The following is a 14,159-nucleotide window of genomic DNA, read 5'->3' on the forward strand; positions in this document are numbered from 1 at the left end:
GAGGGTCATCAATGTTCGAAAAGTACTTGAATAGCTGTAGTTGCGACATGGGTTAACTCACTTCTTACTAAAAAGAAGTATAAGATCACAAACTTAAGTCAAGGTAAAGCTTCGTGATCTTGCCCTGCTGTACGCATGAGCTCTTTTTTAATTGCCTTTGAGTGTACTCGCTTAGGTATGTTAGATAAAACCTTATAATTAACAATATGACCGTAACTATCTATATCAAACTTGACTTCAATCTGCGAGTTTACAACTTGACAGATTGGTGGCATAGAAGCAGCTATTTTGATTGAACCTTTAGGGAATAATTCAGGAGTGTTATCTAAATACACAATCTCAGTTTTAAACTCTTCTAATAGCTCAATACTGGGATCTGAACATCCTTTCACTTCTCCAAATTGAATAATACTTGCTAGAAAAATACTACCAAACATGTGCGAAACCTACAGCGTATTAGCGAGAATCCCGATAAACATCCTTAGATGTTTATCTAAAAAATCATCGTAAAAAAACACTTTAATTATCAATAATTTTAATAACTTATCAGCTTGTTTTTCACTAATCAATCACCTTTTAGTCTAGGTGAAAGCGAGAATTTAGATAGTTGAGAATAATACAAACTCGTTATGTAGCGTCAATATTTAACAAATTTTTATAATTCAATTGGATAGAATCATCCTTTAGGTAAAACCGAGATTTTTCGTAATGACATCACGAGAAACAACACTGTTATTTTAACAAACATGAATTATAACTGTATAGAAATAAGGGCTATCCACTTAGCACAACCAACCACTATATATTGTGGTTATCGATTTTTAATTAATTTATACGTTATCGGCTTAGTACGCACTGCTTGTTCAAGCAACCTGTAGAATAATAATCCCCGAGAATCTGACTTTCTTCTGTTGAAGCGAAATGTAAACTCATCTAAATAATAATCAAGTTGCTTAACCTTTACCGCACCTTGATAGGTACCTAAAAGCCATCTTTTACATAATGATGAGACTCGATGTACCCCAGGCATTGTTTCATGTGCAGGTACAGATGAACCTAAATGCACTATTCGGTTATGCTTATATCCTTTCTTGTCTATTTGTTTGTATGCTTGAGAGCCATCACTACAAATTGTACTACCAGGTTCAATTACATCTTGAATGAATTGATGGATATGTTCTTTGGTTGCACTTTCCACTTGCCTTAAACGTATCCGGCCAAATCCAGAGGGTGATAGCAGCTCAACAGCAACCAAAACGACAGCCTTACGCTTACCCTGTTGATTTTTAATAGATGATTGGGGAACTACGCCACCTATTAGTGTTTCGTCAACCTCTACGATGCCGGACAGTTTATCCCTTTCAGGATCAACCATGGCATGTCTTAACTTGTGCATTAATGACCAAGCGGTTTGATAACTCCCAAGACCTAATAGCCTTTGAACTCCAAGAGCACTGACACCATTTTTTTGATTTGTAATAAACCAGACGGCAGCAAACCAACTTTTCATTGGGGTTCTTGTTTTGTCAAAAAGTGTACTTGATGTAACTGAACACTGAGAACGGCAAGCATGACATTTTAACTTGCCATTACTTAACAGATAAGGTGATTGATGGCTTGAACAGTTTGGGCAAATGAATCCGTTTGGCCAACGAAGTGCGTAAAGGTAGCTGATGCAAGATTGTTCATCATGAAACCAATCAACAAATTCGTCCCAATTGGTAGGGTAATCAACGCCAGCTTTTAATAAATACGATGAAGTTTTCATTACTACATATTGACACTGGTGGTGCTAAATGGATAGCCCTTATAGAAATCCAGTACCCTGTCGTAAAGGTTTTTGATGTTAAGCGTAGATAAATTACCCCCCTCAAAATGGTGCTTTCATAAACTATCAATAACGATGTTAGAACAAAGTTTAATTGGATTTTTCTAACAAGGAATGGGACATAAATGAGTTACATGCTCTAACCATTTCCGATACATAAAGTAAGGCAGTATTACTTTTAATACTGCCGATTTGACATATTTAATGAAGGAACTATCGCCATAACCATTGAGATAATCATCATTATCATAATGATATAAACACTATTAACAGAGAAAATGTTGGCACTAATGTTTAATCCAAATTGAGTCATTAAATAATCTTCAGACACGCTTAAAGTCATGGTTAATATCAATCCTGCCGCGATGATACTGGTTAGGGTAATGAATAATGCTTCGACAGCAATCAGTAAAAACAGAAAGTGAGCTGGCGCACCAATAACTTGCAGTAATCGAATCTCATAATGCCTTTCACGCACAGAAGCCAATAACATGGCACAAACCCCTAAACAAGCAGAAAGAAATACCAATAACGACACGATAAGCAACGTATTTTCTAGCACGCCCATCATTTGCCACAACTCTGATAATACTACGCCGGGCAAAATGGCAATTAATGGCTCTGAGGGAAACTGATTTATGTCACGCTGTAGAGTAAACGTTGTGATTTTAGACTGGAGTCCCAACATAAAAGCGGTGATATGACTTGGTTGCAACATAGCTTGCTGATTAACCGTTCCAGACGGGTCTGCATGTATTGCATCGATACTGTGTAAACTCACATGAAGGGTATGATCGACTGGCGTACCTGTGGGAGATAAAATCCCTACAACAGTAAAAGGTTTATCTTTGTGTAAACTAAAGCTTGTGGCTGCAATACCATGGGCTAACACTAACTTATCTCCTAACTGATAATCTAATTTAGCCGCCACAGCAGATCCCAACACAACATCATACACATCAGAAAATACATGACCTTGAGCAAATACTAACGGGTGTTTTTGCCCATACTTAACGTATTTGAAAAAGTCCTGATTAGTCCCGAGTACCCGAATACCTTTATGGGAATCCCCAAGTGAAAGAGGCACAGCCCATTTGACTTTGGGGTTACCAGCAACCGTTTCAAACGATTGCCAACTGATATTATTTGTCGGTGACCCGATCCGAAATACAGAATAAAGTAATAAATTAAGGCTGCTCGTTCTGGCTCCCACAATTAAATCGACACCGGATACCGTATTCGCAAAACTCATTTTTGCTTGATGACGCACATGTTCTACACCCAATAACACCATGATACTGATTGTCATGGCCATCACAGAAAGCAATACAGAGCCTTTACGAACCGCAATGCTTTTCAAAGCAAGTTTTACAAACATGAAAGATGATCCTAGCGTTGATTTATATCACTTAATGCTTCAACGCGATTGAAGTATTGTGATAACGACATGTCATGACTAACAAATAACAAGCTGATATGACTTTCTGCGACAATCGACATTAACAATGCCATGAACGCATCACGATTTTCATGATCTAATGATGAAGTAGGCTCATCTGCAATCAATAGTGACGGTTTATTGATTAACGCTCGCGCAATTGCCACTCTTTGTTGTTGCCCTAAACTCAACTGATTAACCGGAACACCCCAATCTTGCGTTGGCATATTTAAGCTTGTCAGCAGTATGTTAATGTCATTGTTAAGGTGATGATTAGATGATTTTTTCGCAAAGTAGCTTGCTAGACGGATATTATCGATTGCACTGAGATATGGGATTAAATTGAACTGTTGAAACACATAGCCAATGTGCTTAGCTCTAAATTGGTTTCGTTGGCGGCCATTCATACGATCGATACGTTGATCTAAGATGATTAATTCACCAGAAGAAACTGGTAATACTCCACTTAGTAAGCCTAAAAGCGTAGATTTACCACATCCAGAAGGACCATAGATAAACGCTTGTTCACCTTGGGGTAATGACCAAGAAGGAATACTCAGTACTGGGAACTTTTGTTGTGGATAATGAAACGTTACATCACTGAGCACAATACTCATGGTTTATCTTCTCACAGAAATAAGTACAACAACAAAATGATACACTGTATCATTGATATATTACACTTATTTATACGGTAAACCAACAATGTTACGAACGATAAGACTAAGCAGTTTAACAATAGTGATAGGGTTATTAATGGGCTGTGATAATACCCATGCGTCTAAGAGTGAAATCGAGCACAGTGTCATTGATGATGCAGTGATTCATGATGCTGCACTCACTTATAAAACCGTAGAGTGGACAGACTTAATGCCGAAAAGTGACTTAGATGCATTATTAAATCCACCGGAGTATCTTGATGATATTGCAGATGGGTCATTTGAAGATATTATTAGCAATCAAGTGGTTAATGCCATTACATCGGCTAACGATGATCGCTATCAACAAGCGTTAATTTCAACTAATATCATCACAAAAATGGTAGACCAACCTATTAGAATTCCGGGATTTATTGTGCCATTAGAATTTGATGACCAGCAAAATATAACCCAATTCTTTTTAGTTCCTTATTTTGGCGCCTGCATCCATATGCCGCCACCGCCGCCCAATCAAATGATTTTTGTCAGCTCATCACTCGGTATTTCATCAAATGACCTATATGATCCTTTTTGGATTACCGGCATATTGAAAACGGCCATTATCGAAAATGAACTGGGTACCGCTGCTTATACTATGCAAATCACTACTATTGAACCGTACACTGAAGAGGAATAAGCAAAGTATTGGCTTAACATCCTCAAAAAAACGTGATGAAAGTGAAACATTATATTCCATCATCACGTTCATTACTGTGGCAATAGGATGATTAATTTACTCTGTAGAGCCGATATTACGTAACTATCATTAATGCACTAGCTCAATCACATTGAGCATTCATCCCCTTGATGCAGCGACTATTATGTTTGCAACGAGTAAAGTTAGCCCAATGTGCGATGATAACTAAGGTTGCACCTAACAGTGTTAATACTTTCTCACCAGACTCACCGACTAAATCATGTCCCAATAATGCAGCAAACATCAGCAACATTATTCCTGTTGCCCCAATCAATAAAAATCGATATTGATGATGCTTTTTAAAACCGGTGGTCAATGCGTATAGGCTAATGGGGATCACCGCAATTAATAGCCAAGTATGGAAGGCTTCATTATCGAGTTGCCATACGCCCAAACTGGGTAATAAAACTAATAATATGGGTAAAAATAAACAATGAATAACACATAAAAATGAGAGCGAAATGGCACATTTATCCATTATTGCTTGAATTGTTCTCATTAAATTTTTTTCCTCTATTTTCACTTAATTCGTATTTTTTGGGGTAGTGGCTATAACAAGCGACAGGTTAAAAAATCCATTTCCTTCATAATAATGACAATGCTTATGCCGCAGAGGCTAGACATTCATTACAGATGCAATTGATTTCTAACTGAGGGCTAACCAACTGAAAACCTGCGTTTTTGACAGTATTCTGAAGTTCAGCAATCGTGGACTTATTGATAGTAATCTCTTTAACGGTATGACAAGTACTGCAAATTAAAAACTGTGGAACACCGTGTTCGTGCTTACAAGTGATGTGAGAGCACGCTATATACTTGTTGGCTAACTTAAGCTTATGAACTAAATTCTCAGTTTCTAAAAAATCGAGTATACGATAAACCGACATTGCCGGTATTTTTTCGCCACTTTGTTGTAAAAACAAATCAATTAATTCGTATGCCGACAACGCTTTGCTCGACTGGACTAGCGACGACAGTATTTGTTTTCTCTTAATGGTTAAACGTGCACCATGACTTTTACAATTTTGTTCCGCTTGTTCGATAATCGTGTTGACGTTTTTCATTGGGTTATCTCAAACTAATCATGTTGTTTTTATCGCTCAATGTCACCGCACCCTGGTGTGTGTCGGTAATCCACATAGAACGAATATGATGAATACTAGGAAAAAGTGTAAATACTTTAACAGCAATACTCGAAAGTGCTGACATGTTTTCACAAGTAAACTGATAGTAAGCCGTGACATCATTATGAAGTTCATTAGCGCTATGTTCATCTATTTGACCGTGATTTGTGTCATCGTTATGTTGGATTTCAGGCTGTTCAAGTACATCCACACTGTGAGACACAAACTGACAAGCACCGCCATTAAGCACAAACAGTTCTTCTACTTTACCCAACACGGTGTGCATCTCTTTAATTGCACGTTTATTTGATTCAGAGTGGGCACGATGCTCAAACCCTACGAGATCAGATGTGGGAGTCGTTAAGGTGATATCAACTATATTGTTATCAACAGTAATAGTCATCGTCGATACCCCATGAGTATGAACATTTGCCGCGTAAACGTATGAACAGCTCAAACTCACAAACAAACTCACCAACAAACCCACCAATAAACTCTTAAAACAAATCGACTTCAGACAAGTAAATCGAATTAAGCGAGCTTGTAATCGTTTAGTGTCAACTATTGATATTTCCATCTTTCATTCTCTGTTTTATAGGGTAACCAAACACACGCCTAACAATAGATGTTATTGAATAAAGTCTAAGGTTAACAATAAACGCGACTCCCCCACCGCTAACGGTGGCGAACGATGGACCAAACCAGCGCCTTGTTGTTCATCCCACATTTCACCTTTTAATAATGCGACATCGCCACAATTCAGTTGTTGAATGTTGTGGGGTTTAGAAATCAGTCCCGATTGTTCATCAGGTAAACCTTGATTTCCTGTGCCTAATTTACTTCTATTGACCCCAGCGTGTTCCAACCATTGCGTTGCAACGCCTTGATAAGTAGTGATCAATCGACACGGAATACGGTCAACATGAAAACGGGGGCACATTGCATGTTCTAAAATAGTTAACCGAAGCCCTGCGTGTTCAATACCAAATAAACAGCAAAACATACTCACTAATTGCGCTATATCATCCGCAATGACAGTCATCGCAGCGCTTGGCTCAAATGCGCTAAATAACTGTTCGTGGACGTCTTGTTCGCTCACTTTTAAAACTGCTTGCTTCTTAGTAGACGTTTTCAGAAATTCGTCCACTGCCGATGTGAGCTCATCAGGTATCACACGCTGCCAAATGGCAATATTTGTCTCTTGTTGGTAAATCGACGGAAATACCTCCAACGACTTTCCCTGTACAGAATTGCGAATAATTCTATTGTGTAAATTAAGCGCCTCTAGCGATTCAACCATACTCATACACTATCTCCCCATTGAGGAAAGGGATCGTTAATTGTTAGCCAATAGCCTTGCCCTTTAAGCAACTCTTCATCAGATAACAAACAGTCATTAAGTGCTTGTTTCATCGCTGGGATATCAAGTTGTTGACCAATAAACACCAGCTCCTGGCGCATGTCGCCAAAGGGCTCCTGCCACTGCTCATTGATTGCCGCTAGCGATTCTTCATCTGTTGGCCATTCATCCACAGGTACCGCTTTCCAAAACATTCCAGAAATATTATAACGAGCAATACCACCAGCTTGATTCCATTGGCCAACAAACTCAGGTTGAGTTGCGAGCCAAAAATACCCTTTTGAACGAATTAATTTACCAAATGGCTCAGTATTGTGTAGAAAGTGATGAAATTTTTGCGGATGAAATGGGCGTCTCGCGACAAAATTGAAACTGCTGATGCCATATTCCTCGGTTTCAGGAATATGTTCACCACGCATTTCTTTGAGCCAACCAGGCGCTTGTTGCGCCTGTTCAAAATTAAATAAACCTGTATTTAACACTGCATCAATATTTATGTTACCGGCAACAATAGGAATAATTTTCGCATTTGTGTTAAGAACCTTGAGAATAGCAATTAGTCGATTAAGCGCAGCGCTATCAACTAGATCAGTTTTACTGATCAATAAAACATCTGCAAATTCAACTTGCTCGATCAATAAATCCGTAATGCTTCGTTCATCTTCATCACCAAGTGATTCGCCAGTATCTTGTAAGTCTTGTGCCTCATCGTAATCTTTTAAAAAATTAACCGCATCAACAACCGTTACCATAGTGTCTAACGTTGCCAATTCCGATAACGAGACACCATTTTCATCTGCAAAAGAAAATGTTTCTGCCACAGGTAAAGGTTCAGATATTCCGGTAGATTCAATAATTAAATAATCAAATCTACCCTCTTTTGCTAACTGGCCAACTTCTATCAATAAATCCTCACGCAAAGTACAACAAATACAACCATTACTCATTTCAATCAGTTTTTCATCACTGCGATTAAGCGATATCTCGTTTTTAACAACCGCGGCATCGATGTTGATTTCACTCATATCATTAACAATAACCGCCACTTTCTTACCTTGACGATTATTAAGGATATGGCTCAATACTGTCGTTTTACCTGCGCCTAAAAAGCCAGAAAGAACCGTAACGGGGAGTTTTTTTATTGGTGTCATGAAAATGCTCTCAAATAACTAATTGGGATATGTTACAACGTATCATTTTATCTTTCTAGATATATTTTGATAAATGAGCTTCCTCTAACCTAAATAACCATATGTTTTATTCAAAATGATCAATCAAAGCGAACTCATTAGTTGCAAGCGTTTAAGCGCGTCGATTCTGTACAAGACAGTAGTTAAGATTCATGTGCCGTTGAAAATGTTAGCGGCTTGTCAGACTAGCCTGTCTATAGCATTCAATTATTAGCATCTAATTATTAGTATTCTATTATGGCTTTAAACACGGATACCTATGCTTCTACTTGAGCTTATCCAAAATAGTGTTGATAACAGAGGCCTATGATCAGTAAGCTGGTCACACTGGCAACAAAATACAGATTTAGTCTTTCGGAAATCAATGATGACAACACTAACAATTTTAGACGGCGGTATGGGGCGTGAGCTCAAACGTATCGGCGCGCCTTTTTCTCAGCCGCTCTGGAGTGCGCAGGCATTAATTGAGTCGCCACAATTCGTAGCGCAAGCTCATCAAAGCTTTATCGACGCAGGGGCACAGATTATTACGATCAATAGCTATGCCTGTGTCCCTTTTCATTTAGGTGAAGCTCTGTATGCAGAGCAAGGAGCAAAGCTTGCTGAAAAAGCGGCAGAGATTGCACGTGAGGTTGTCAATCAGTCTCAACGACAGGTGCTTGTTGCTGGCTCAATCCCCCCAGCCTTAGGCTCCTATCGTCCTGAGTTATTTGAGGCAGAGCGAGCATACGAGATCTGTTCTACCTTGTTTACCGCTCAGGATAAGCAGGCCGACATCTGGCTTGCTGAAACGATTGCCAGTATTGCTGAAGCAGAGGTCATTGCTAAGGTGCTAGCCAATACCGATAAGCCCTGTTATTTCGCTTATACTCTGATTGATGAAGTTGACCAGCCGATTCGGCTACGTTCTGGGGAATTGCTCACCAATGCTGTTGCGGCATTGTTGGCAACGAATGCTACAGGTATCTTGTTTAACTGTTCGATCCCTGAAGTTATCGAGCAAGCCATTAAGGATGTTGTACAAGTATTAGCGCAACACAATAAAACGTTAACTATTGGTGTCTTTGCAAATAGTTTTACCCCAATCCAATCGGGCCATCAAGCCAATGGCACCTTGCAAACGTTGCGTCATGTTTCCGAAGAAGAATACCTTGAGTTTGCCAAGTGCTGGTACCAATTAGGAGCGACCATTATTGGTGGATGTTGTGGTATTTACCCAAGCCACATTAACGCGCTGTCCACATGGCGAGATAGCCTAGAATAAAGAAGCTCACCTGAACCTTTATAAAGAGTAAACCGCCGTTTGCAGAGTAACATGCTGGGGTTAGTGTGGCTGGGGGCTTATACCGCTAATACCTCCAGCTACCCGATGATATTTTAATCCACTTTAGTTGCTTCAATCACGATTGAACTACAATCCCCTGTAACATAAGGGCCAAGAACAAACTTTAACGACGAAAAATGATATTCTAAATCACAATTTTGGTATATCGATTCTATTGGGGAACCTTTGGTATTAAACCGTGCAACAATAAGAGTTTCACTTTGCTGAAGGATTACAGCTGAATGTGATGATAAAGCATTTTTAACGTCTTCTTGTAGCATCCCTACTTGTGGTTTTGGCGCGTTAACGAAAGTGGCAATTAGCGCATCCTTTACCTTCAAAGGGTTTTGTTGTTCAACTTTCATCACTTCTTTTAGTTCGGGTTTGTCGGTAGATGAACATGCACTGATTAACAATATTAATAACGCCCCTAAGCCAATTTCAATTTTTTTCACCAAACACTCCTTACAATACAACGATCAAAAACAGTGGCGACTTTATGCTTTCAACTGTTTGTGTAGCAACATTGCCACCTATTTTTTAAATATGATTAAACGTTTATTACACAACGACATGAGCTTCTCTAGCGCCCGCACCTAAGGCAATTTCCCTGAGTACACGATCTTCAATGTCTGATAAACCACCTTAAAGGAACTCATGTGGTTGAATAGTTATTTTGGGGGCACGTTTGAAAAAACTGATTGCGCCAAATTCTTTAAGTGCATTTTTGAGGAAACTTTCTGCAACAAAGAACTTACCGATAAGCAGTCTCGTTGTTGTGAATGGCTCTTTAGCGTAAAAAGTCATACTGCGGCCTTCAGAACTTAACACCATCTTATTAGAATACACATCGACTTTGATTTCCATATCACCTCACTCTAAAAACGTATAGATATAATGACTCACCACTAAAGCTCCTATTCACGAATGAATAAAGAATCATTGCCACCTATTCTTTTAACATTAATCGTTGAAAAAAGAGCTCGAATAGCCGGTGAATTATTCAAACTATTTTTCATTTTTAAGTTATTCACCTTTAAGATACTCACACCTACAGCCGGATAAAGAACGGTATCGCGACTAACACTACACCTATGATCAGTAAGCTGGTCACACTTGCAACAAAATACGGATACACGCATAACGTCATGCCGACACACAAAGGTACGATTGCTCGCTGGCGCTTTCCATAGACAAAAAAGCCCATTCCAATAGCACCAAACAATACACTCCACATCATCATTGTTGCATCCATTGTTGCTCCTTTATGGTTTTAATAGCTGTGCTGAGTTAAATGCATTTTACTGCTTATTACTAGCGCTAAATAAGGTTGCGCATTGAGTAGCGAAATAAAGAGTAATCAACTCGTAGCTCTCAATATTCTGACTCAGGGGTATCAATCAATATTCATTATTTTGCGTTTACGGCTGAGCAAAAGCGGTATTAGTCATATTCTTAAATCATACAGCGCCATAAATGACAGTCATATAAAGCGCTTAATGCCATAAATGACATTTTACCTGTACTCGCCTCTGTTAATTAACAACACCGACAATGAAAGTAATAAAATTAAAATATAAATTAATACTATTAAACAGTAGTTTACAGCTTTATTCAGTCAATTTAATACCATTAAAACAAAGTTGGCCCGCCCATTGCTATTACAAAGCAAGTTTGTAATCTAATTTTTAGATTCAAACTACCCTAACTTAATTTATTTGGAGTAATAACATGACTGAATCAATCGTATCTTTCCCACAACTTAACCGCCCTGCACCTGCGTTTAATACTAAAACGACTCACGGTATGCGCTCGTTAAATGATTATAAAGGTAAATGGTTAGTATTATTTTCACACCCTGCTGACTTTACCCCTGTTTGTACTACTGAATTTATGGGGTTTGCTCAACGTGCAGGTGAGTTTGCCAAGCTGAATACTGAACTTTTAGGTTTATCGATTGACAGTATTCACTCTCACATTGCTTGGGTACGTAACATTGAAGAAAACTTTGGTGTTGAAATTACGTTTCCAATCATTTCTGACTTATCAATGGAAGTCGCCAAAGCATACGGCATGATCCAACCCGGTGCTAGCGATACCGCAGCAGTAAGAGCGACCTTTATTATTGACCCTGAAGGTATTTTACGCGCAATGGTGTATTACCCAATGAGCAATGGTCGCTCAGTTGATGAATTTGTGCGCCTCGTTAAAGCATTACAAACCAGTGATGCAAATGGTGTTGCTACCCCTGAAAACTGGCAGCCTGGTGATGACGTCATTGTTCCACCACCAGCCACAACAGCCGACGCCAAAGCACGTTTAGGCCAAGGATATGATTATGTAGATTGGTACTTCAGCAAGAAATCTCTTTAATCCGTTACTGCACAGGGGGTATCCCCCGCCCCTGTGCATCTTTTTTATAGGAGATTTGTAATGAACTCAACATTTAGTGTCCATGAATTTTTAGATGATGACAGTGAAACATTCACCTATGTTATTGCAGATAATGCCACACGCTTTGCGGTGATTATCGATCCGGTTTTAGACTTTGATTATAAGTCCGGGCGAACAGACACTCGCAGTGCTCAACGTGTTCTGCACTGGGTTGAACGCCAAGAATTAAGTGTTAAATGGATACTTGAGACTCACGCACATGCAGATCATTTATCTGCTGCCAGTTATATCCGCGATCAAATAGGTGGTCAAATAGGTATTGGTGAACACATTACTCAAGTGCAACAAACCTTTAAGCAAGTCTTTAATCTTGAAAGTGATTTTTTACCCAATGGCAGCCAGTTTGACCGGTTATTTAAACACAATGAATTGTTGCAAGTGGGCAATATGGCTATTCGTATCATGCACACACCCGGCCATACCCCTGCAGACTTAGCTTACATCATCAATGAACAAGCCGCTTTTGTCGGCGACACCATATTTATGCCCGATGTAGGCACGGCTCGTTGTGATTTCCCAGGTGGTGACGCCAACACTTTATATGACTCAATTCAATCGCTGTTTAGCTTGCCTGAGTCTACGGATATCTATGTTTGTCATGATTATCCAACGGAAGGTCGCAGCCATCAATTTAAAACCCAAGTGGGCCTACAAAAAGCCAACAATATTCATGTTAAAAATGGCATCAGCAAAGCTGAGTTTGTGTCGCTACGTCAAGCTCGTGATGCCACCTTACCCATGCCAAGACTGATATTACCGTCTATTCAGGTCAATATTCGCGCGGGTAACATGCCAGCACCTGAATCGAATGGCACTGTGTATTTAAAAGTGCCGATTAACTTACTTTAAAACATAGGTTATCAATATGATACAAGCAGTTTTAGGTGCGTTAGTTATTGGCTTAGTGCTGAGCATGCTGGGTTCTGGAGGTTCAATACTCACGGTTCCTATGTTGTTATATCTTGTTGGGATGCAACCAGAGCTCGCAATAGCATCGTCTCTTTGTATTGTCGCAGCCATTAGCGCGGTGAGTAGTATCGGGTTTATTAAACAAAAAATGGTCTCATGGCCACATGTTTTTTTGTTTGGTGTACCCGGTATGGCGGGCACGTATTTAGGTGCTTGGATTAGTACCTATTTCACCAGCCAGATCCAACTGAGTGTGTTTGTGGGATTAATGCTGATCGGTGCGGTGATGATGTGGCGCAAACAAAATGCTCAATTCACCCAAGGCAAACTCAAGCTAGCTAACGTGCTATTGCAAGGATTATTAGTCGGTGTCGTCACAGGTTTTGTGGGTGTCGGTGGCGGATTTTTAATTATCCCTGCCTTGGTATTGCTCGGCGGCATTGAAATGTCGTTAGCAGTGGGTACCAGCTTGTTGATTATCACCATGAACTCTTCAATGGGGTTCATTAAATATTACAGCTTGTTGTCTGATAAAGGGCTGCAATTCGACTGGCCTGTTATTGCCATCATGATTGCTGGCGGATTTGTCGGAAGTTTAGCCGGACAGAAGCTCACTCAATACCTCCCTAAAGCCACATTACAAAAAGTATTCGCGGTGTTTTTAGTGGTAATGGCATTGTTTATTACAACTCAATCAATTATTTAGTATCACGAGGCACACATGAAAACTGCTCAAGAATATATTAGTGAAATCAAAACAACGATTGCTGAAGTCAACACGCAGCAATTACTCACAGCAATGTTAAATCCTGACATTATCATTATTGATGTGCGCGAACATGAAGAGTTTTTAACTGGCCATATCGAAGGTGCCGTTAACCTACCTCGGGGTGTATTAGAAATGAAAATTCATGAGCACCCATCAGTTAGCCATCATTGTGAGTGGGTTTTAGCGTTGAATGAGTTGGCAAACAAAGAGATTTATCTTATTTGCCGTACGGGCGGACGCTCTGCATTAGCTGCTGCCTCGTTGCAGAACATGGGCTTTACCAAACCATTATCGGTTGCTGGTGGCATGATGCAATGGGAGCAAGATGGCTTTCCCGTGATACCTCATAAAATATAGTCTGAGATTCA

18 protein-coding genes are annotated in these 14,159 nt (G+C 39.5%); 6 read left to right on the top strand and 12 right to left on the bottom strand.

Annotated elements, in window-relative coordinates:
* Positions 1-98: 98 nt before the first annotated feature.
* The 4 genes from AC19MV_RS14175 to AC19MV_RS14190 form a co-directional block, all read right to left on the bottom strand.
* Positions 99-437: a hypothetical protein gene (locus AC19MV_RS14175; RefSeq protein WP_498308343.1), complete on the bottom strand. Its 339-nt coding sequence runs from the start codon at positions 435-437 to the stop codon at positions 99-101.
* 374 nt (positions 438-811) lie between these two features.
* On the bottom strand, positions 812-1,768 hold the full coding sequence (locus AC19MV_RS14180) for an IS1595 family transposase (RefSeq protein ID WP_498308345.1): 957 nt from the start codon (positions 1,766-1,768) through the stop codon (positions 812-814).
* Positions 1,769-2,006: 238 nt separating this feature from the next.
* Positions 2,007-3,206: an ABC transporter permease gene (locus tag AC19MV_RS14185; RefSeq protein WP_498308347.1), complete on the bottom strand. Its 1,200-nt coding sequence runs from the start codon at positions 3,204-3,206 to the stop codon at positions 2,007-2,009.
* A gap of 11 nt (positions 3,207-3,217) precedes the next feature.
* The gene (locus AC19MV_RS14190) at positions 3,218-3,883 is read right to left on the bottom strand and encodes an ABC transporter ATP-binding protein (protein ID WP_498308348.1); all 666 of its coding nucleotides are present in this window, start codon (positions 3,881-3,883) and stop codon (positions 3,218-3,220) included.
* A gap of 124 nt (positions 3,884-4,007) precedes the next feature.
* On the opposite strand from AC19MV_RS14190, the gene AC19MV_RS14195 reads away from it, so the two are divergent.
* Positions 4,008-4,601 (top strand): DUF3299 domain-containing protein, encoded by a 594-nt coding sequence (locus AC19MV_RS14195; RefSeq protein ID WP_498308350.1) that lies wholly within the window; start codon positions 4,008-4,010, stop codon positions 4,599-4,601.
* Positions 4,602-4,743: 142 nt separating this feature from the next.
* Here the strand turns inward: AC19MV_RS14195 and AC19MV_RS14200 are convergent, their stop codons facing one another.
* The 5 genes from AC19MV_RS14200 to zigA form a co-directional block, all read right to left on the bottom strand.
* Positions 4,744-5,160, bottom strand: coding sequence for a MerC domain-containing protein (locus AC19MV_RS14200; RefSeq protein WP_498308352.1), 417 nt, complete (start codon positions 5,158-5,160; stop codon positions 4,744-4,746).
* Between the two features lie 103 nt (positions 5,161-5,263).
* Entirely contained in the window at positions 5,264-5,725 is a 462-nt protein-coding gene (locus AC19MV_RS14205) for a Fur family transcriptional regulator (protein ID WP_498308354.1), read from the bottom strand.
* A 4-nt stretch (positions 5,726-5,729) separates the two neighbouring features.
* The gene (locus tag AC19MV_RS14210; protein ID WP_498308356.1) at positions 5,730-6,362 is read right to left on the bottom strand and encodes a ZrgA family zinc uptake protein; all 633 of its coding nucleotides are present in this window, start codon (positions 6,360-6,362) and stop codon (positions 5,730-5,732) included.
* Positions 6,363-6,413: 51 nt separating this feature from the next.
* Positions 6,414-7,091, bottom strand: coding sequence for a DUF1826 domain-containing protein (locus AC19MV_RS14215; RefSeq protein WP_498308358.1), 678 nt, complete (start codon positions 7,089-7,091; stop codon positions 6,414-6,416).
* Positions 7,088-8,296 (bottom strand): zinc metallochaperone GTPase ZigA, encoded by a 1,209-nt coding sequence (gene zigA, locus AC19MV_RS14220; protein ID WP_498308360.1) that lies wholly within the window; start codon positions 8,294-8,296, stop codon positions 7,088-7,090. Before zigA ends, AC19MV_RS14215 begins: the two co-directional genes overlap by 4 nt.
* A 406-nt stretch (positions 8,297-8,702) precedes the next feature.
* On the opposite strand from zigA, the gene AC19MV_RS14225 reads away from it, so the two are divergent.
* Positions 8,703-9,599 carry a homocysteine S-methyltransferase family protein gene (locus tag AC19MV_RS14225; RefSeq protein WP_498308529.1) on the top strand — a complete coding sequence of 299 codons (897 nt, stop codon included), beginning with the start codon at positions 8,703-8,705 and terminating at the stop codon, positions 9,597-9,599.
* Between the two features lie 113 nt (positions 9,600-9,712).
* Here AC19MV_RS14225 and AC19MV_RS14230 read toward each other — a convergent pair whose 3' ends face one another.
* The 3 genes from AC19MV_RS14230 to AC19MV_RS14240 all read right to left on the bottom strand — a co-directional run bounded on the left by AC19MV_RS14230 (position 9,713) and on the right by AC19MV_RS14240 (position 10,914).
* Positions 9,713-10,114 carry a hypothetical protein gene (locus tag AC19MV_RS14230; RefSeq protein ID WP_498308362.1) on the bottom strand — a complete coding sequence of 134 codons (402 nt, stop codon included), beginning with the start codon at positions 10,112-10,114 and terminating at the stop codon, positions 9,713-9,715.
* Positions 10,115-10,304: 190 nt separating this feature from the next.
* Positions 10,305-10,526, bottom strand: coding sequence for a hypothetical protein (locus tag AC19MV_RS14235; RefSeq protein ID WP_498308364.1), 222 nt, complete (start codon positions 10,524-10,526; stop codon positions 10,305-10,307).
* Between the two features lie 184 nt (positions 10,527-10,710).
* Positions 10,711-10,914, bottom strand: a complete 204-nt coding sequence (locus tag AC19MV_RS14240) for a hypothetical protein (RefSeq protein WP_498308366.1) — start codon at positions 10,912-10,914, stop codon at positions 10,711-10,713.
* A gap of 476 nt (positions 10,915-11,390) precedes the next feature.
* Here AC19MV_RS14240 and AC19MV_RS14245 point away from each other — a divergent pair, with 476 nt between their 5' ends.
* Genes AC19MV_RS14245 through AC19MV_RS14260 form a run of 4 tightly spaced genes read left to right on the top strand, consistent with a single transcriptional unit; the run spans position 11,391 to position 14,148 of the window.
* Positions 11,391-12,032 (top strand): peroxiredoxin, encoded by a 642-nt coding sequence (locus AC19MV_RS14245; protein ID WP_498297483.1) that lies wholly within the window; start codon positions 11,391-11,393, stop codon positions 12,030-12,032.
* Between the two features lie 60 nt (positions 12,033-12,092).
* The gene (locus AC19MV_RS14250) at positions 12,093-12,962 is read left to right on the top strand and encodes an MBL fold metallo-hydrolase (protein ID WP_498308368.1); all 870 of its coding nucleotides are present in this window, start codon (positions 12,093-12,095) and stop codon (positions 12,960-12,962) included.
* Positions 12,963-12,978: 16 nt separating this feature from the next.
* A complete protein-coding gene (locus AC19MV_RS14255) occupies positions 12,979-13,728 on the top strand; it encodes a sulfite exporter TauE/SafE family protein (RefSeq protein WP_498308370.1) in 750 nt (249 codons plus the stop codon).
* Between the two features lie 15 nt (positions 13,729-13,743).
* Positions 13,744-14,148, top strand: a complete 405-nt coding sequence (locus tag AC19MV_RS14260; RefSeq protein WP_432401887.1) for a rhodanese-like domain-containing protein — start codon at positions 13,744-13,746, stop codon at positions 14,146-14,148.
* Positions 14,149-14,159: the final 11 nt, after the last annotated feature.

The sequence above is a fragment of the Shewanella sp. MF05913 genome (assembly GCF_059758095.1).